Here is a 17,784-nt window from a genome sequence, read left to right on the forward strand (position 1 = left end):
CCTATCAGCCTCGGCCGCGGCATCCGATCGGATCCCGCCCAAGCCAGCCGAGCGCTCTTCCCAGAAGGAAAGGCGGTCCCCCCTTGCACCGACGCATCCTGGCGGTTGCGGGCGTCCTCGCGCTCTCACTGCCCACCACCGCGGCCCTCGCCGCGACACCGGACGACGATCCCACCGCGCGGTTCGACCGCAGCACGTCGACCGGCGCCCTCGACAGCGACATCTCGGCGGCCGCGATCGACCCCGATCGGCAGGTGTCGGTCGTCATCGAGATGGAGGGCGAGCCCGTCGCCGTCGTCGAGGCCGAGGAAGGCCGCTCGCTCAGCAAGACCGAGCGGACCGACGTGAAGAAGGACCTGAAGGCCGCGCAGGACGCCATCCGCGGCGACATCACCCAGCGCGGCGGCAAGATCCGCGCGCAGATGCAGTCCGCCTACAACGGCATCCAGGCCACCGTGCCCGCCGCCGAGCTCGACGACGTCGCCGCGCTCCCCGGTGTCGTCGCGGTCCACCCCGTCGTGACGCACGAACTCGACAACGCCGTCTCCGTGCCGTTCCTCGGTGTCCCCTCGGTCTGGCAGAGCACCGGGTACACCGGTGAGGACGTCAAGGTCGCGATCATCGACACCGGCATCGACTACACCCACGCCGGCTTCGGCGGCCCGGGCACGGTCGAGGCCTACGAGAAGGCGGCGGCCGCCTCGGATGCGCCCGCCGACCCGAAGCTCTTCGGGCCGAGCGCCCCGCGCGTCAAGGGCGGCATCGATCTCGTCGGTGACGACTACGACGCCGGCGGCACGGGCGACGCCCTGATCCCCAAGCCCGACAACAACCCCCTCGACTGCGAGGGTCACGGCTCCCACGTCGCCGGCACGACCGGCGGATCGGGCGTCACCGCCGACGGCAAGACCTACACCGGTCCGTACGACGAGACGACGCCGTCCGTCGACTTCCGGGTCGGACCGGGTGTCGCGCCCGAGGCCGACCTGTACGCCGTCCGCGTGTTCGGCTGCGACGGCTCGACCGACGTCACCATCCAGGCCATCGACTGGGCCGTCGACAACGGCATGGACGTCATCAACATGTCGCTCGGCTCGTCCTTCGGCCGCGGCGACGACCCGAGCGCCGTCGCCGCCGCCAACGCGGTCGGCGCGGGCGTGGTCGTCGTGGCGTCGGCCGGCAACTCCGGACCGAGCCCGTACCTCACCGGTTCGCCGGGCAGCGGTGACGGCGTCATCGCGGTGTCGGCCGTCGACAGCACGGCATCCTTCCCCGGCGCCACCCTCACGGTCGGCGGCAAGAAGGTCCAGGCGATCAACGCCAATGGAGCCGCGCTCGACGACGTCGGGCAGCTGACGGTCGAGCGACTGACCGACGACCCCGCGACCACCGCCAACGAGGCGCTCGGGTGCGCGGTATCCGACTACACCCGTGCCGGGATCACGCAGGGCGGCGGACAGATCGCCGTCGTCGAACGCGGCACGTGCGCCCGCGCCGCCAAGCCGATCTTCGGGCAGCAGGCCGGAGCCGAGGCGGTCGTCATGGTGAACTCCACGAACGACCTGCCCCCGTACGAGGGCGTCATCACGGAGAACCCCGACGACGGCACGCCGTTCGAGGTCACGATCCCGTTCCTCGGCGTCCGCTCGTCCGACGGTGCGGCCTTCACCTCGGGCGCGGCAGTGACCGTCCAGGCGGCGCAGATCGCGAACCCCGCGTTCCGTGACTACGCCTCGTTCAGCTCGTCCGGTCCGCGCAGCGGCGACAGCTCGATCAGCCCCGACGTCGCGGCGCCGGGCGTCTCGATCTCGTCGGTCGCCGTCGGCACGGGCGGCGACGCGTCGGTGCTCTCGGGCACCTCGATGGCCGCCCCGCACGTCGCCGGCGTCGCCGCGCTGACGGTGCAGGCGCACCCGACGTGGGACACCGAGCGGATCTCGGCGGCGATCGTCTCGACCGCCGACCCCGACGGCGTCGCGCGGATCAACCCGACCCGCGGAGGCGTCGGCCTCGTCGACACCGCGCAGGCGGTGCGGACGACGGTGACCGCCACGGGCGACAGCTTCCGCACCGACAGCGGTCGTGTGCGCGAGGCGGCGCTGAGCTTCGGCTTCGACGAGTCGAGCTCGACGCTCGGCGGGACGAAGAAGGTCACCGTCCGCAACGACGGCAAGAAGAGCGTGACCTTCACGGTCTCGACCCAGGCCTCGCCCCAGTCGGTGAAGGCGAAGGTCACGACGAGCACCAAGAAGGTGACCGTGAAGCCGGGTCGCACGGAGAGCGTCCGGGTGACGGTGTCCGCTCCGGCGTCCTCGGTGCCGGGCTCGCTGAGCGCAGACGACCAGTTCTCGTTCGCCGAGATCTCGGGTGACGTCGTCTTCACTTCGCCGGGCTCGACCCTGCGCGTGCCCTACCTGCTCGTCCCGCGCTCGAACAGCGAGGTGACGGTGAAGGGCTCGCTCAGCTCGCGCGGCCGCGTGGCCGACGCCGACCACGTCCTCGACCTGCGCAACCGCAAGGGTGCGCTGGATGCGGCAGCGGACGTGTACACCTGGGGTCTGACGGACAAGAAGGATGCCCCGAAGGCGATCGCCGACACGGGTTACGACCTGCGCGCCGCGGGTGTGCAGTCGTTCGCGACCGCGAGCGGTGACCAGCTGGCCGTCTTCGCCGTGAACACGCACTCGCGGTGGTCGAACGCCGCGAGCAACGAGTTCGACGTCGTCATCGACTCGAACCGCGACGGCACGCCCGACTGGGTCGTGTTCTCGTACGACTCCGGGGCCGTGCGCAGCGGTTCGGTCGACGGTGTCGCCGAGGTGTTCGTGCAGAACGTGAAGACGGGCGCGCTCACCCCGAGCGGGTTCCTCGCGCAGGCGCCGACCGACAGCAGCACGATCCTGCTGCCGGTGAACCTCGCCGATCTGAAGATCACCGGACCGTTCGACTACACCGTGCAGTCGTTCAGCCTCACGACCGACGGCAGCGACGCGTTCGCGGGCACGGCGACGTACAACCCGGGCGATCCCGCGATCACCAACGGGCAGTACGAGGTCGTGCCGAAGGGCGGCCGGGCCTCGGTGACCGTCCGCACGGACGCCTCCGCCTACGCGGCGCAGAAGCCGCTCGGCGCGATGGTGGTCGTCGTCGACAACGAGTCGGGCGCCGACGAGGCGCTGCTCGTCCCGGTCAAGTAAGGCCGGATCCACGAGAGGGGCGGTGCGTCAGCGGACGCGCCGCCCCTTTCGGCATCCGTCGTCAGCGCTCGCAAAGGCGGGGCTCGTCACCCGACCCGAAGCGGTAGTCGAACGTGCGGCCGTCCGCCCGCACGACGACGCGATAACCGTCGACGATCGCCTGCGTGTAGGACATGCCGGGGGAGGGGCACCCGAGCGAGCCGTCCGAGAACTCGACCCGTTCCGCCGACACGAGGACGGGCTCGCCGGCCACTCCGCGCGTGACGAGATCGGCGACGATCGCCTCCCACTTGGCCGGCGGGAGGTCGGCCGGCGATCCGGTCGGGCCGAGCGGGGCGGGGCTCGCCGTGCGGAACGGCGGTCGTGCGGAGGGGCTGGTGTCGCTCGTGTCGCCGGGGGAGGGCATCGAGGTTCCTTCCGTCGCGCAGGCGGCCAGGGTGAGCGCCGACAGCAGGATCGCTGCGGCGAGGACGGCGCGTGGTGCGGGCATGATTCTCCTCCCGGCGAGGTTACGCCGGGATCCGGCCCGGAGACAGTGCCGGCCGCATAGCCTGAAGCCATGACCAGCGCTCCGGCACGCACCGCCCTCGAGGTCGCCGACTGGCGTCGTCGCGTCTTCGCCCTGTACGCGGAGGTGCGGGCGGCCGGCGATCCGCGACGTGCGCACGACCGGTGGCGGGCGGAGCGCGACGACCTGTTCGCGCGGCATCCCGCCAGCCCCCTCCTCCCCGAGGACCGCGACGGCTTCGCGGGGCTGCCCGTCGCGCCGTACGACCCGGCCTGGCGGTTCGAGGTCCCGCTGCGCGAGGCGGAACCCGGCGGATTCGAGTTCCCGACCGGCACCGACGGCGTCGTCCCGTTCGAGCGCATCGCGGTCGTCGACCTGCCGGAGGTCGGCAGCCTCGACGTCTGGCGGTTGACGACCTACGGCGGCGGGGTCTTCATCCCGCTCCGCGACGGCCTCGCCGGCGTCGCCGGGGGGACGTACGGCGGCGGGCGCTATCTGATCGACACGATCAAGGGCGCGGACCTCGGGACGGATGCCGCGGCCGGCACGATCGTGCTGGATCTGAACTTCGCCTACAACCCGTCGTGCGCGTACGACCCGGCATGGGCGTGCCCGCTCGCGCAGCCGGGCAATGTGCTGGCCCGGGAGGTCCCGGTCGGCGAGCGGTACGCCGCATCCTGAGCATCTTTGGGCGCCGGCTGTTTCGTGACGCCGATAGATTGGGTCGTCGACGGCGTTCTGCCCAGCCGTCGCTCCCCGCCCCCAGCCCCAGAAGAATCGGTGATCGATGGCCGTCCCTGCGCTCCCCTCCCGCTCGATCCGGGGCAACGTGCCCGTCAGCGACGTCGGATTCGGGGCCGCGCAGCTGGGCAACCTCAATCGCGCGACGACGGACGACGAATCGACGTCGGCGGTCCACGCCGCGCGTGCCGCCGGCATCACCTACTTCGACACGGCCCCGCACTACGGCCTGGGTCTGTCCGAACGCCGCTTGGGGCGAGCGCTGGCGGACACCGCGCGCGATGAGATCGTCATCTCCACCAAGGTCGGTCGCCTGCTCGTCGACAGCCCCGACACCGCCGACCGTCAGGACGATGAGGGATTCGTCGTGCCGGCATCCGTCCGCCGGGAGTGGGATTTCTCGGCGGACGGTGTGAAGCGGTCCATCGAGGACAGCCTGACCCGTCTGGGCACGGACCGGATCGACATCGTCTACCTCCACGATCCCGACGACCACGAGGAGCAGGCGACACGCGAGGCGCTGCCTGCCCTCCTCGATCTGCGCGCACAGGGTGTGATCCGTGCCGTCGGCGCCGGGATGAATCAGTCGGCGATGCCGGCTCGGTTCATCGAGGCGCACGACCTCGACGTCGTGATGCTCGCGGGGCGGCTTACGCTCCTGGACCAGACGGGATTGAAGGATCTGATGCCGCTTGCGGCCCGACGAGGGGTGGCCGTCGTGGCCGCCGGGGTCTACAACTCGGGGCTGCTCAGCTCGACGGAGATCAGCCCGGACGCCCACTTCGACTACGCGCCGGCGTCGTGCGAAATGCTCGCCCGCGCTCGCCGGCTCGCCGCGATCTGCCGCTCGCACGGCGTCGACCTCCCGTCTGCCGCCGTGCAGTATTCCCTGCGGCATCCGGCGGTCGTCTCCGCGGTGATCGGGATGCGTACTGCGGCGCACGTCGAGAGCAGCATCGACCGGCGCACGACGGACATTCCCGATGAATTGTGGGTCGAACTCGACGCCGAAGGACTCGCTCCGGATCTGACGAAGGGGAACTGACAGAGGCTGTCCGGTCCAGGCCCAGGTCGGTCGACCTCGCGCTTCGATCGATCAGACCTCCGACGCGACGGCGGGAGTCGAACCCGCTTCACATCCGGTATGACCCGGTGCCCGGGACCACCCGGACCGTCGCGATGACCTCACGCTAACCCAAGGCTCCGACCGGCGGTCGGGTCATGACCCGGGATGACGTCCGGTGTCCCCGTGTGACGCGGTTCATCCCTTCGCGCCCTTGCCTTTGCCGTTGTCGTTCTTGCCGTTCTTGTCCTTATCCATCGCGTTCTCCTGACCCTTGCCGACGTTCGGGGTCTTACCGTGGACGGCGGCCTCGTCCGCGGCGCGCTCCTTCGCCTTCTCGTTCGCCCTGTCCTGCGCCCGCTGGCTCGGTTCGTCACCGGCGTCTTGAGTGTTCGCGGGAGCGACGCCCGATGCGGGCTGCGCGGGCGCGACCGACTGGGTCGGGGTATCCGTCGTCGACGTCTGGTCGTCGGGCTGATCGACCGTGACGACGGCGGAGTCGCTGTCGTCGTCCGCGACGAGCTCGGCGGGGGCCGGTGTCGTCGGCTCGGTCAGCGTCTGCTCGGGCGCGGGCGCCTCACCCGGCGTGCCGCCGGCCCAGAGAGCGCCGACGAGGATGTGGACGGCGACGACGGCGGTCGCCGCGCCGGCGAGAAGCCAGACGCGCATCCGCCGCGTGCGACGTGCCGATCGCGAGGCGCGGCGGGTGCGGGGGACGTGATCCTGCAGGGCGGTCGGCGCGGACGCCGCGCCGACGACCGCGGGTGCCGCGGCCATCGCGTCGAACGCCTGCGTGTCCTCGTCGAGGGTGGCGGTGGCGGGCCGCGCCGGGCGGACGACGTCACGGGGGAGTGAGCGGGCGCGGCAGGCCACCTGCGCCGCGGTGGGTCTGTCGGCGGGCTCGCGCGCGATCATCGACGCGATCAGCTCCGACCATTCGGGGCCGAGCCACACGGGGATCTCGGGGGTCTCGACGAGGCGGGCCATGACACGACCGATCCCGGACGCCTCGGGGAAGGCCCGGTCGCCCGTGATCGTCTCGAGCAGCAGCAGACCGAGAGCGTAGACGTCGGCGGGGGGACCGGCGGGTTCGCCGCGGACCTGCTCGGGGGCGAGGTACGCGGCCGTTCCGATGACCGTGCCAGGGCTCGTATGCCGTGTGCTGTCGGCGAGGTAGGCGACACCGAAGTCGGCGAGCTTCGGCCAGAACCTGCGCCCCGGCGTCGTCGAGGCGGCGAGCAGCACGTTCGACGGCTTGACGTCGCGGTGGACGATGCCCGCACGGTGGACCGTGTCGAGACCCGACGCGAGTTCCGCGGCGATGCCGGCGGTCTCGGCGGCATCCAGGGGGCCGTCCTGCAGTGCGACGGCCAGCGACGTGCCCTCGACGAACTCCATCACGAGGTACTCGGGCTGGCCAGGGACGACCTTCGCGTCGAAGAGCGTGACGAGTGACGGGTGGTTCAGGGACGCGAGCAGGGACATCTCGGTGCGCGCACGCGGCGGGATCGCGGGATGCTCCGCCTCGGTGCGCATGATCTTGATCGCGACGGTGCGACCCAGGACGACGTCTTCAGCGCGGTACACCCGCGCCATGCCGCCCTGACCGACGCAGCGCCCGAGGACGTAGCGCCCATCGAGCATCCCCGAGGTGATCGGTTCGGCGGGCGGTTCGGTCACGGCCACTCCTGCGGGTGTTCCGGGCTGCGGCGGGCCCGTCGGTACGTCGCCTGCGGCGCGACAGTCCGACGGTATGACCTCTACGGATTCAGGTCTGGCGGCTTGACTCTGGGCTCGTTTGGTGCATGGCGCGGCGTCCGAGCGAACGTTGCGCGCCGCGCAGCAGTCCGGCGATCGCCCCGACCGTGACCAGGGCGCCGACGACGAGAAGCAGCACCGCTATCGCGCCGCCCGGCTCGGCGCTCGCGAGGGTGTCGGTGAGCGTGTCCGTCGCGGCGGCGGACCCGGCGACGGCGTACCCGGCGGCGGCGATCGCCGCGAAGGCGATGCCCCACACGACGGCCGCCCAGCGGATGCGAGGACCGGGAACAGGGGATGCCGCGGTGTCGGGGCCGGCGTCGATGTCGCTGTGCGCGTCGGTCATGAGGACGGTCCTTCCGGGGCGATGTCTGCTTCCGGGTTGAGGTCGATGTACCCGGAGTCCTGCTCGATCACGACTGTTTCGGTGGTGCGCGCGGACTCGCTGCCCAGGGTGAACGAGTACCGGGTCCGGCCGTCCGGTGTCGTCGTCCGGACCACGTCCTCGAATACGCCGACATCGACCCATCCCTCAGAGGGCGTCGACACCCCCACGGCGGCGGTCTCCGTGACGATCGTCACGTCGACCCTCACGCGGTTGTTGATGTAGACGCTGGTTGCTCCGGATCGCTTCTCCACCCGCATGATCCCTTCCTCACCGGTGTCCTGGAGCGAGATCGAGAGGTCACCCCAGGGCTGCACGAAGGGGTCGGCCTCGGACGAGAAGGGTCCTTCGACGTTCGAGATCCCCCAACTCCCCAGGTGGAGTACGCGCGCGACGGTGAAGCCCGTCGCCGCCAGGCCGCCCACGAGGGTCAGGGTCGTGACGAAGGCGAGGAATCCGCTCCGACGGCGCAGGATCCCGGCGACCGTCATCGCCCCCGCGAGGACGAGGGCCGCGACGAACAGGCCCGACGCGATCGGATCCGCCGCCTGCGCGGTCAGGGCGACGATCGTGCCGGTGATCAGGGCCGCACCGATCGCGAGTGCCACGAAAGCGTGCGGCGCACGAGGCGCGACCGTCTGACGCTCCCGCCGGCGTGCGGCGGCTTCCGCGGCGAAGGCCGCGGTGCGCTCCTGACGTTCGCGCCGCAACTGATCGCGGGCGGCGCGAGCGGCATCCTGCTGCTCCCGTCGCCATGCCTGGTCCTGCGCCTTCCATTCGGCGTGCTGCTCGCGCCACCGGGCGAGTTCGTCGTCGTCCGCTTCCCGGCCGGGTGCCGCAGGCTCCTCCGGACGGTCGGGCTCGTCCACGGGGTCGCTCGCGTCAGGCTGCGGCGGGGGCGGCGTCGCACCGACGCGTCGGCGGGGGAGGAGCGCCACGATCACGGCGAACAGGATCGCGGCGGATGCGACGATGACCGTGACGGCGGCTAAGCCATCCGAAGCCACCCCGGCGAAGACCGAGGATGCCGGGAGCCCCAGGAGAAGCCCGATCGGCGACGGCACGAAGGATGCGGCGACGAAGATCGCGGCACCGACCTGCCCAGCGTGGAACCGGCCGTCACGGGCCTCCTGCGCCGGGATCCGGCCGTCCGCGTCGGGGAGGACGGCCCACGCTGCACCGTAGAGGAGGGCGATGGGAATCCCGATCACACCAAGGACGACGAGGATGCCCCGCACGATGAGCGGGTCGACGCCCCAGCGTGCGGCCACTCCGGCAGCGACGCCGCCGAACCAGCCGTCGGCGCGCACGACCCCCAGAGACGAGGTCCAGCCGAAGAAGCGATCGCCGCGGCTCGGTCGAGGGGGCGGCGCGTCGGCAGGCGGAGCGAGCGTGGGCTGGGATTCCATGCTCCGATCGTGCCGGGGTGCGGCATCCGTCGGAATCGGGGGTCACCCTGATCCGTCCCTGATCATCCTTCCGGGCGATGGTCGTCCCGGGTGGGAGATGGTGTGATGTGGACATGTCCTCCCTCTCGACCGTGTCGGATGCCGCGGTGCGTCCGGTGCGCCCGGCCCGCCCCGCGCGGCGGCCCCACCGCATCCCGCTCGCCCGCCCGCGGGTGATGGCGGTGTCCGGGGTCGCGGCGGGACTCGCGGACCATCTCGGGGTCTCCGCACTGCGGGTGCGGGTCCTGTTCGTCCTGGCCGGCCTGTGCGGCGTCGGGTTGCTCTTCTACGCCTGGTGCTGGGCGCTGATGCCGATGCGCGCCGGCGACACGACGCCCACACGCCGCGTTCCCGTCGCCTGGGTGTTGCTGACGGGGGCGGGCGCTGCGCTCGCGGGCCTCCTGCTCTCCGCGGCGGACGGGCGGTCGCTCTGGGTCTGGTTTCGGACGGGGGAGCTGACGGGGTACAGCTTTAGGTTCTGGTCGACGCTGCCCTGGGTCTGGACGGTCACGGTCCTCGCGACCTCCGCCGGTGTCTGGGCGGGCGCCGTTGATCGGGACGACCCCGCCCGCGGCCCCCGTCACGCGGCGATCGTCCGCACTCTCTCTGCCCTCGCGCTCGCCGTCGTCGTGATGATCGTCGTCCCGACGGCGGAGCAGCGGGGCGGGCGTGCGGTGCTCGGTGACCTCGTCGTTCCCGTCGCGGGTGCGGTGGCTATCGCTGCATCCGCTCTGCTCCAGGCCTGGCGGCGCCTCGTCGACGACAGGATCGGGCGGGTGCGCGACGAGCAGCGTGCGGCGATGGCGGCCCACCTGCACGACTCGGTCCTGCAGACTCTGGCGCTCATCCAGAATCGATCCGAGGCCTCGAGCGAGGTGTCCCGCATCGCCCGCGCACAGGAGCGGGAGCTGCGCGCCTGGCTGTACGACGGCGACTCGCCGGCCGACAGCGATCTGCCCACCGACCTGCGCGACTACGCCGGGGCGCTCGAGCTCGACTTCCCCGTGCGCATCGACGTCGTCTCGACGGGCAGCTCCGCCGAGCGAGCCAGTGGCGAACTCGCGGCCGCGGCGCGCGAGGCCATGCTCAACGCGGCGCGTCATGCGGGCGGTGACGTCTCGGTGTACATCGAGGGCGCGGCATCCGCCGTCGACGTGTTCATCCGGGACCGCGGTGACGGGTTCGACCCGGCAGCTGTGCCGGCGGACCGCTGGGGGGTCCGCGAGTCGATCATCGGACGGATGCGGCGGGTCGGCGGCTCCGCCGTCATCCGATCGGTCCCCGAGGTGACCGGCACCGAGGTCAGACTCAGCATGCCGACGTCAGGGGCACGGCGTGACTGAGTCGGGCCTCGCACCGCTGCGAGTGGTCATCGTCGATGACCACTCCATCTTCCGATCCGGTCTCCGGGCCGATCTCGACGCGTCGGTGCACGTCGTCGGCGAGGCCGCCGACGTCGAGAGCGCTGTGGCGGTCATCGCCGCGGAGCGCCCCGACGTCGTCCTGCTGGACGTGCACCTGCCGGGAGGGGGCGGCGCCGCGGCCTCCTTGGGCGGCGAGGCCGTCATCCTCGGATCGGCCGGCACTCCGGCGCGCTTCCTCGCGCTGAGCGTGTCGGATGCCGCGGCCGATGTCGTCCGCGTGATCCGAGCCGGCGCCCGCGGGTACATCACCAAGGGGTCGTCCGGTGCCGACGTCAGCCGGGCGGTGCGCGCGGTCGCCGACGGGGATGCGGTGTTCTCCCCGCGCCTCGCGGGTTTCGTGCTCGACGCCTTCGGTGCGGCGGCGGGCGAAACGGCCGCCGTCGACGACGAACTGGATCGGCTCTCGGGGCGCGAGCAGGAGGTGATGCGGCTGATCGCGCGCGGCTACTCCTACAAGGAGGTCGCGCAGGAGCTCTACATCTCGGTCAAGACTGTGGAGACCCACGTCTCGTCGGTGCTGCGGAAGCTGCAACTGTCGTCGCGACACGAGTTGACCGTGTGGGCATCCGAACGGCGCCTCCTGTGAGCGGCTGGACGGCGCGCGCTTCGACCCTGGTCGTCGGTGCCGTGTGGGTCGCCCTCGCCGTGCCGCTGGTGATGTGGGCGGCCGCGCAGAACTCGCCTCTCGCGATCGCGTTCGCCGCGGCGAGCGCGCTCACGTGGATCTCCGGCGGGCGGGCCGTCGCGCTGTGGCTGCGGGCGTCGTCTCCGCAGCGTGTCCCGCATCCCACCGCCGGCGCGCGGCCCGATCGCATCGCCCTGCTCGTCTGCGTCTGCGACGATCTGGATGCGGCGGCGGTGGTCCGCAGCTCGCGACAGGACCTGCCGGTCGACGTCGTGCTCCTCGATGACTCGCGCGAGCCGGAAGTCATGGCGCGGGTCGATGCCCTCGCGGCCGCGCACGGATGGACCGCCATCCGGCGCCCGGAGCGGACCGGTTTCAAGGCCGGCAACCTCAACGCCGGGATCGCCCGGCTGCGTGGACGGTATGACGCGTATCTGATCTGCGACAGCGACGTCGTCCTGGGCAGCGGCGTGGCGCGGGTGTGCAGCGCGGTCCTGGCCGACCCGGGGGTCGCGGTGGCCCAGGCTGCACCGGCGGCATCCCCCGGCCGCAGTCGCTTCGCGCGCTACTTCGGTCCCCTCCTCGCGACCCACCTCGGCGTCACCCGACGTGGCCGGGGTGCCCACGGAGTGACGGCGTTCCTCGGGCGCGGCGCGCTCGTCCGGGCTGCCGCCGTTGAGGACGTCGGCGGCTTCCCCGAGGCCGTCGCGGAGGACCTCGCCATGACCGTCCGGCTGCGTCGCCGGGGCTGGCGGATCGTCGACGCCGACGTCGGCTTCTCCGAGGACTACCCGATCGACTACGCGGCGTTCCGGGTGCAGTTGCGCAAGACCGCCGAGGGAGCGGTGGAGTTCCTGCGGCATCCCGGGCGGATGCGTGGAATGCGGCTGCGTGAGGGCCTCGATCTGGCGCTCGAGACGGCGCTCGTCCCCGTGACGGCGCTCGCGGGCGCTGCGACGCTCATCACCGGGGCGGCGCTGGCGGGCCTCGGCGCGCCGCCGCCGGTCTGGGGCATGATCGTCTCCGCCGTCGCGGCAGCGGCTCCGCTCCTCCCCGAAGCCGTCCGCCGGGCGCGGTCCCAGCGCCCGGCCGCCGGTGTCGCCTTCGCGCTGATCGCCGGCCTGCTGTACGCGTCCACGACGTTCGTGGTCCTCGCCGCCGTGATCCGGACGGCCCTCGGTCGACGCGCGACCTTCTGGGTGACCCCGAAGCGACGTTCCCGACCGGGGGCGATCACGGCGGTCGCGCTCCTCCGCGACGAGATCGTGCTCGTACCCCTCCTGGTCGTGACCGCCGTCCTCGTGTCGGGATCGGTTGCCGCGGCGGCGGGCCCCGTCGTGCCGGCCACCCTCGCCGCGCTGTTCGCCTGGGGGATGCTTCGCCACCCCACCCCTTCGGACGTCCACGCCCCGCCGACTCGGCGTCGGCGGACCTTGAGCGCGCGACGGGGGTCGACGGGCGTCGCCGCTGTCTCGCCCGGACTGCCGCGCGCACTCACGCGCTGATCGCGGACGGCTACGACGCCGCCGCCCTGGACGCAAGGGGGCCGCGGGGGCGGCGTGTGCGCGGCTACCGTTCCGGCATGGCACCCTCGCTTCCTCGACGCACCGCGGCGCAGGTCGCGCTCGGCGTGCGTCGGGCCGGAGGCGACGTGTTCACGCCGCGACGACTGATCCTCGCGCTCAAGACCGCGGTTGCGGCTGCGGTGGCGTGGTTCTTCGCGCCCCTCGTCCCGTTCGCCGACGCGGACTACTCCTACTACGCCCCCCTCGGTGTGCTCGTCAGCATGTACCCGACCGTGGCGGACTCCGCCCGCGCGGGCGTCCAGTCGCTCGTCGGTCTGGCCTGCGGCATCGCGGTCGGGTTCGGAGGCCTCGCGATCGTCGCTTCGGGCGCTCCGGGGATCGTCGCCGTCGGTGCGGTGGTGCTGGTCGGCGTGGCGGTCGGCGGCATCCGTGCCCTCGGTGTCGGCCGGGACTGGGTGGCTCTGGCCGGGCTCTTCGTCCTCCTGCTCAGCAAGAACGATCCCGACGGCTTCTCGTCCTCGTACCTCGCCACGATGGCCTTCGGGGTGCTCGTGGGGGTCGTCGCGAACTACGTGCTCGTGCCGCCGCTGTACCTGCAGTCGGCGCGCGACCGGTTGTCCGAGCTGCGCGCCGCCGTCGCCACCGCGCTCGACCGTGCGGCGGACTCCGTGGCCCAGGGCCGGCCCGACGCCGGGGTGCTGCGCGAGGACGGCGAGGCGCTCGCCGAACTGTCGATCGCGGTGTCCGCCGACGTCGACGAGGCGTCCCGGTCCGAGCGCGCCAACATCCGCGCCCGCGGTGTCGGCGGTGTGCACGACGAGAACGCGCAGCGGTGGTGGGGTCTCGAGCGCGCGACGTATCTCGCCCGCGACCTGCTCGACGTCCTGGCGCAGCACGAACGGCTCGACGAGCGGCACGGCGATCCGCAGGCGCTCGCCACGGCGATGAGGTCCGTCGCGGACCTGCTCGCGACGCCGCCGGGAGACGCCGAGACGGGGGCGCGGACGGATGCCGCGTGGCGCGACATCGACGCCTACGGCGCGTCGCTGCCCGCCCCCGACGAGGCCACCGACACGCACGACCAACCGGGGCTCTGGCTGGCGGCGACGCTGGGACGGATGACTGACATCTCGAGACGGGTCTCGGACGCCCTGCCCTGACCCCGGTTGCGACGCACAGGAGACTCATATGAGAGTGGGGGGATGACGACGGTGGACGTGGATGCGGCGGCGCGCGAAGCGGCGAGGCAGCGCGCGCTCGAGCAGCTCGACATCCTCGATCACCCGACGGACGAGCGTGTCGACCGCGTCACACGGCTCGCCCGCGAGATCTTCGACGTGCCGATGGTGAGCGTCACGCTGCTGGACGACGACCGGCAGTGGCGACTCTCCGAGCAGGGGTTCGACGGGGAACGCGAGGCACCGCGCGAGGGTTCCTTCTGCGGCGCGACGGTCGAGCGGGGATCGATGCTCGTCGTCGAGGACGCGGCATCCGACGGGCAGTTCCGGAGCAATCCCTTCGTCGTCGGCGATCCGCACCTGCGCTTCTATGCGGGCCAGCCCCTAGAGGCGCCGGGCGGCGAACACATCGGCACCCTCTGCATCCTGGACACGAAACCCCGGACGCTCACGGAACCCCAGCGCGAGCTCCTGCGCGAGATGGCGCTCTGGGTGCAGTCGGAGATCGCGCGGGAGCACGAGTTCGACCGTGCCGGCGAAGTGCAGCGCGCGCTCCTGCCGAAGCGCGCGCCCGAGGTGGCCGGTTTCACTCTCGCCGCCGACGCGATCGCCTCCGGCTCCGTCATGGGCGATCTCTACGACTGGTACCTGCACGAGGGACGGCTGCGGCTGACCCTCGCCGATGTGATGGGCAAGGGGATCGGCGCCGGACTCATCGCCGCAGGTGTGCGCGCCTCGCTGCGCACCGCCCGTGATCGTCCGTTGATTGCCGCCGTCGAAGACCTCGATCGCCAGGTCTCGGACGACCTCGCCGATCTGCACATGTTCGTCACCGCCGTCGTCGCCGACGTCGATGGCGCGACGGGCGACGTCGAGCTCGTCGACGCCGGGCACTCCCTCTCGTTCGTGGTCCGGGCAGATGACACGTGGCATCCCGTGCGTTCGACCGGTCTGCCGCTCGGGATGGGGATCGAGGATGCCCGCACGTCCGCGCGCCTGCGGTTGGAGCCGGGCGACGCCCTGCTGTGCTGCAGCGACGGCGTCCTCGACATCCTCGACGTCGACGATCCCTTCGGTCAGGTGCTGCGCGCACTCCGCCGGTGGGGTCCGGCGGGTGCGGTCGCCGAGGGCATCGCGCTCGCACGCGAGCGGAAGGCCCCCGACGACGTCACCCTCATGGTCGTCCGGCGGGACGCATGAGCGGGCGTTTCCTCGCCATCCGCGTGCTGGCGCTGCTGTCGGTGCTCCTGGGGCTCAACTACGTGCTCTGGCGATGGCTCGCGTCGGTCAATTGGGACGCCTGGTGGATCGCCGTGCCGCTGGTGGTAGCGGAAACGTACAGCCTCGTCGACACGATCCTGTTCGCGGCGACGATGTGGCGGGCGAAGGAGCGTCCGCGTCCCACGTCGCCCCCGCAGGGGACGGTCGACGTCTTCATCACGACCTATAACGAGCCGATCGAGATGGTGATGGCGACGGCCCTCGCAGCGAAGCGCATCACCTACCCGCACCACACCTGGATCCTCGACGACGGCGCACGAGACGATCTGGCGCAGGCAGCCCGCGAGGCCGGCATCGGCTATCTCACCCGGTCGGCCGACTGGGCGGACAAACCGCGCCACGCCAAAGCCGGCAATCTGAACAACGCCCTCCTGCAGACCGACGGCGAGTTCCTGTTGATCCTGGATGCCGACCAGGTGCCCGACCCACTCATCCTCGAGAACACCCTCGGCTACTTCGCCGACGACCCGCAGGTCGCGCTCGTGCAGACGCCGCAGTGGTTCGTCAACGTCGCCGAGGCGGACCCCCTCGGGAGTCAGGCGCCGCTGTTCTACGGTCCGATCCAGCAGGGCAAGGACGGCTGGAACGCAGCCTTCTTCTGCGGGTCCAACGCGATCCTCCGTCGCGACGCGCTCATGCAGCTCGGCATCGTCGGGTACGTGCGCGACCTCGAGGACTCGGTCGTCACTGCGCTGAAGGCGTCCCAGCGGATGCTGCGACGCACGGCATCCGATCGCTCCCTGACGCCGGAGATCACCGCTGAGGTCCGGCGACTCGGCGAGGCGGTGCAGCGGGCCCGGGCGGAGCTGGCCCTCGGCGGTCCGATCGCGGAGGTGACCGCAGCCGTCCACGCGGAGGTGCAGGCAGCGTCGCGGCGCCTCGTCGACGCCGACATGGCGGCCATCCGCGCGGACGTCGCCGAACTCGCGGCGCTCGCGGTGCAGCGCGATGCCGAGCTCGACGCGTTCGTCGTGGACGAGAGCGCCCTCGAGTCGCTGTCGGTGCGGGAGATGTCGCCCCTTGCCACGATCGCGGCCGTCGACGCCCTCGTCGAAGCCGTGCGCGTCGACCGCCCCGGCGAGGCGCAGCCCATCCAACCCCTCGCGACCATCTCGGTGACCGAGGACATGGCCACGGCGATGCAGCTGCACGCGCTCGGCTGGAAGAGCGTCTACCACCACGAGATCCTCGCCCACGGTCTCGCCCCTGAAGACCTGCGCACGATGCTGAAGCAGCGGCTGCGGTGGGCGCAGGGCACCATGCAGGTCTTGCTGCGCGACAACCCGCTGCGCAAGAAGGGTCTCTCGGTCGGGCAGCGGCTCATGTACTTCGGCACGATGTGGAGCTACCTCAGCGGGTTCGCCGCGGTCATCTACCTCGCCGCCCCGATCATCTACCTGCTCCTCGGCGTCCTGCCGGTGACCGCGTGGTCCGTCGACTTCTTCGCCCGGTTCCTGCCGTACTTCATCGTCAACCAGATCCTCTTCGTGGTCGTCGCCAAGGGGATCAAGACGTGGCGCGGTCAGCAGTACTCGCTCGCGTTGTTCCCGGTGTGGATCGCCGCGTGCGTCACGGCGTTCGCGAATGTGGTGCTCGGAAAGTCCCTCGACTTCGTCGTGACGCGCAAGGACGGTCGCGCGGCCGGCGGACCGCCCTGGCGCGAGATCTGGCCGCAGCTGACGGCGATGGTCCTGCTCGCCATCGCGACCATCGTGGGGATCGGCCGCGTCCTCGCGGGCACCGCCGACGGTACCGGCACCCTCGTCAACACCGTCTGGGTCGGGTACGACCTCGTCGTCCTCAGCGTGCTCATCCAAGCCGCTCGGTATCAGGGGTTCCAGCCGCCCGTCGCCGCGGCGGAACCCACCGCATCCATCGAACAGAAGGAGCCTCCGTGGACATCACCGTGACACCCGCCGACGGGTACGCCGTCGTCGCGGTCGAGGGACGACTCACCGCGCCCGGTGTGGCCCGCTTCCGAGCCGCCGTCGACGACGCGATCGCGGCACGCTCGGCGCGGGTCGTCGTCGACCTCTCCCGCACGGAGTTCATCGACTCCTCCGGCATCGGGGCCCTGATCGGTGGCCTGAAGGCGGCTCGGCTCGCCGACGGCGACCTCCGGATCGCGGACGTCCCCGAGGCCGTGGCCCGCGTCCTGACGCTGACGAACCTCGACCGGGTCCTCCGGGCGTACCCGAACGCGGAAGCCGCGTTCGATGGGCAGTGATCCGGTCGTCCGAGAGGTCACCGGCCCGGCCGAGCTGGCGCTGGTCGATGCGGTCCACGACGCCCTGGACCAGATCTGGCGGGACGTCCCCGGTGTCACGGACGAGGATCGGATGCTGTTCGCCCTCGCCGTGAGCGAGGTCGCGACGAACGTCGTCGAACATGCCGCGGGTGACGGACGTCCGACCGTGTCGATCCGGCTGTCGGCCGACGACACCGAGCTGGTCGCCGTCATGTCCGACGACGCCGATCCCGCCCTGATCCGGCTCGACGAGGTGACCATGCCCGGCGCGGACGCCGAATCGGGACGGGGCCTGGCGCTCGCGCTCGCCGCCCTCGACGAACTGCGTCACGAGACCGACGACGGCAACGTCTGGATCCTGCGCAGGAAGCGACGCCCGTCGGCGTGAGCCGCGGATCGATG

15 protein-coding genes are annotated in these 17,784 nt (G+C 71.8%); 11 read left to right on the top strand and 4 right to left on the bottom strand.

The features are described 5' to 3' along the window. Positions 1 to 83 precede the first annotated feature (83 nt). Entirely contained in the window at positions 84 to 3,197 is a 3,114-nt protein-coding gene (locus tag AYL44_RS00060; protein ID WP_064001240.1) for a S8 family peptidase, read from the top strand. Between the two features lie 61 nt (positions 3,198 to 3,258). On the opposite strand, the gene AYL44_RS00065 is transcribed toward AYL44_RS00060, so the two are convergent. Then, the gene (locus tag AYL44_RS00065) at positions 3,259 to 3,687 is read right to left on the bottom strand and encodes a hypothetical protein (RefSeq protein WP_064001241.1); all 429 of its coding nucleotides are present in this window, start codon (positions 3,685 to 3,687) and stop codon (positions 3,259 to 3,261) included. A gap of 69 nt (positions 3,688 to 3,756) precedes the next feature. Here AYL44_RS00065 and AYL44_RS00070 point away from each other — a divergent pair, with 69 nt between their 5' ends. After that, a complete protein-coding gene (locus AYL44_RS00070) occupies positions 3,757 to 4,386 on the top strand; it encodes a DUF1684 domain-containing protein (protein ID WP_064001242.1) in 630 nt (209 codons plus the stop codon). 106 nt (positions 4,387 to 4,492) lie between these two features. After that, positions 4,493 to 5,491, top strand: coding sequence for an aldo/keto reductase (locus AYL44_RS00075; protein ID WP_064001243.1), 999 nt, complete (start codon positions 4,493 to 4,495; stop codon positions 5,489 to 5,491). A gap of 216 nt (positions 5,492 to 5,707) precedes the next feature. Here AYL44_RS00075 and AYL44_RS00080 read toward each other — a convergent pair whose 3' ends face one another. The 3 genes from AYL44_RS00080 to AYL44_RS00090 form a co-directional block, all read right to left on the bottom strand. Beyond that, entirely contained in the window at positions 5,708 to 7,189 is a 1,482-nt protein-coding gene (locus AYL44_RS00080) for a serine/threonine-protein kinase (RefSeq protein ID WP_064001244.1), read from the bottom strand. An 88-nt stretch (positions 7,190 to 7,277) separates the two neighbouring features. Then, complete coding sequence (locus AYL44_RS00085; RefSeq protein ID WP_082886042.1) at positions 7,278 to 7,613, bottom strand: hypothetical protein; 336 nt, start codon at positions 7,611 to 7,613, stop codon at positions 7,278 to 7,280. Beyond that, complete coding sequence (locus AYL44_RS00090; RefSeq protein WP_064001245.1) at positions 7,610 to 9,061, bottom strand: PspC domain-containing protein; 1,452 nt, start codon at positions 9,059 to 9,061, stop codon at positions 7,610 to 7,612. Before AYL44_RS00090 ends, AYL44_RS00085 begins: the two co-directional genes overlap by 4 nt. A 113-nt stretch (positions 9,062 to 9,174) precedes the next feature. Here AYL44_RS00090 and AYL44_RS00095 point away from each other — a divergent pair, with 113 nt between their 5' ends. The 8 genes from AYL44_RS00095 to AYL44_RS00130 all read left to right on the top strand — a co-directional run bounded on the left by AYL44_RS00095 (position 9,175) and on the right by AYL44_RS00130 (position 17,770). After that, the gene (locus AYL44_RS00095) at positions 9,175 to 10,443 is read left to right on the top strand and encodes an ATP-binding protein (RefSeq protein ID WP_082886043.1); all 1,269 of its coding nucleotides are present in this window, start codon (positions 9,175 to 9,177) and stop codon (positions 10,441 to 10,443) included. Then, a complete protein-coding gene (locus tag AYL44_RS00100; protein ID WP_064001246.1) occupies positions 10,436 to 11,110 on the top strand; it encodes a LuxR C-terminal-related transcriptional regulator in 675 nt (224 codons plus the stop codon). The genes AYL44_RS00095 and AYL44_RS00100 overlap by 8 nt, the downstream gene beginning before the upstream one ends. After that, complete coding sequence (locus AYL44_RS00105; RefSeq protein ID WP_231872677.1) at positions 11,107 to 12,654, top strand: glycosyltransferase family 2 protein; 1,548 nt, start codon at positions 11,107 to 11,109, stop codon at positions 12,652 to 12,654. Before AYL44_RS00100 ends, AYL44_RS00105 begins: the two co-directional genes overlap by 4 nt. 77 nt (positions 12,655 to 12,731) lie before the next feature. Next, positions 12,732 to 13,835, top strand: coding sequence for a hypothetical protein (locus AYL44_RS00110; protein WP_064002396.1), 1,104 nt, complete (start codon positions 12,732 to 12,734; stop codon positions 13,833 to 13,835). Positions 13,836 to 13,877: 42 nt separating this feature from the next. Next, positions 13,878 to 15,053, top strand: coding sequence for a PP2C family protein-serine/threonine phosphatase (locus tag AYL44_RS00115; protein WP_064001247.1), 1,176 nt, complete (start codon positions 13,878 to 13,880; stop codon positions 15,051 to 15,053). Further along, positions 15,050 to 17,044 (top strand): glycosyltransferase family 2 protein, encoded by a 1,995-nt coding sequence (locus tag AYL44_RS00120; protein WP_064001248.1) that lies wholly within the window; start codon positions 15,050 to 15,052, stop codon positions 17,042 to 17,044. Before AYL44_RS00115 ends, AYL44_RS00120 begins: the two co-directional genes overlap by 4 nt. Beyond that, entirely contained in the window at positions 17,029 to 17,361 is a 333-nt protein-coding gene (locus tag AYL44_RS00125; protein ID WP_064001249.1) for an STAS domain-containing protein, read from the top strand. The genes AYL44_RS00120 and AYL44_RS00125 overlap by 16 nt, the downstream gene beginning before the upstream one ends. Continuing rightward, the gene (locus AYL44_RS00130; protein ID WP_064001250.1) at positions 17,351 to 17,770 is read left to right on the top strand and encodes an ATP-binding protein; all 420 of its coding nucleotides are present in this window, start codon (positions 17,351 to 17,353) and stop codon (positions 17,768 to 17,770) included. The genes AYL44_RS00125 and AYL44_RS00130 overlap by 11 nt, the downstream gene beginning before the upstream one ends. Positions 17,771 to 17,784 lie beyond the last annotated feature (14 nt).

It is taken from the genome of Microbacterium oleivorans, from assembly GCF_001644225.1.
Lineage (GTDB): Bacteria > Actinomycetota > Actinomycetes > Actinomycetales > Microbacteriaceae > Microbacterium > Microbacterium gawkjiense.

Coding starts and splice junctions, on each gene's coding strand:
- AYL44_RS00065 (WP_064001241.1), bottom strand. CDS start 3,687: ATGCCCGCACCACGCGCCGTCCTCGCCGCAGCGATCCTGCTGTCGGCG.
- AYL44_RS00070 (WP_064001242.1), top strand. CDS start 3,757: ATGACCAGCGCTCCGGCACGCACCGCCCTCGAGGTCGCCGACTGGCGT.
- AYL44_RS00075 (WP_064001243.1), top strand. CDS start 4,493: ATGGCCGTCCCTGCGCTCCCCTCCCGCTCGATCCGGGGCAACGTGCCC.
- AYL44_RS00085 (WP_082886042.1), bottom strand. CDS start 7,613: ATGACCGACGCGCACAGCGACATCGACGCCGGCCCCGACACCGCGGCA.
- AYL44_RS00090 (WP_064001245.1), bottom strand. CDS start 9,061: ATGGAATCCCAGCCCACGCTCGCTCCGCCTGCCGACGCGCCGCCCCCT.
- AYL44_RS00095 (WP_082886043.1), top strand. CDS start 9,175: ATGTCCTCCCTCTCGACCGTGTCGGATGCCGCGGTGCGTCCGGTGCGC.
- AYL44_RS00110 (WP_064002396.1), top strand. CDS start 12,732: ATGGCACCCTCGCTTCCTCGACGCACCGCGGCGCAGGTCGCGCTCGGC.
- AYL44_RS00115 (WP_064001247.1), top strand. CDS start 13,878: ATGACGACGGTGGACGTGGATGCGGCGGCGCGCGAAGCGGCGAGGCAG.
- AYL44_RS00120 (WP_064001248.1), top strand. CDS start 15,050: ATGAGCGGGCGTTTCCTCGCCATCCGCGTGCTGGCGCTGCTGTCGGTG.
- AYL44_RS00130 (WP_064001250.1), top strand. CDS start 17,351: ATGGGCAGTGATCCGGTCGTCCGAGAGGTCACCGGCCCGGCCGAGCTG.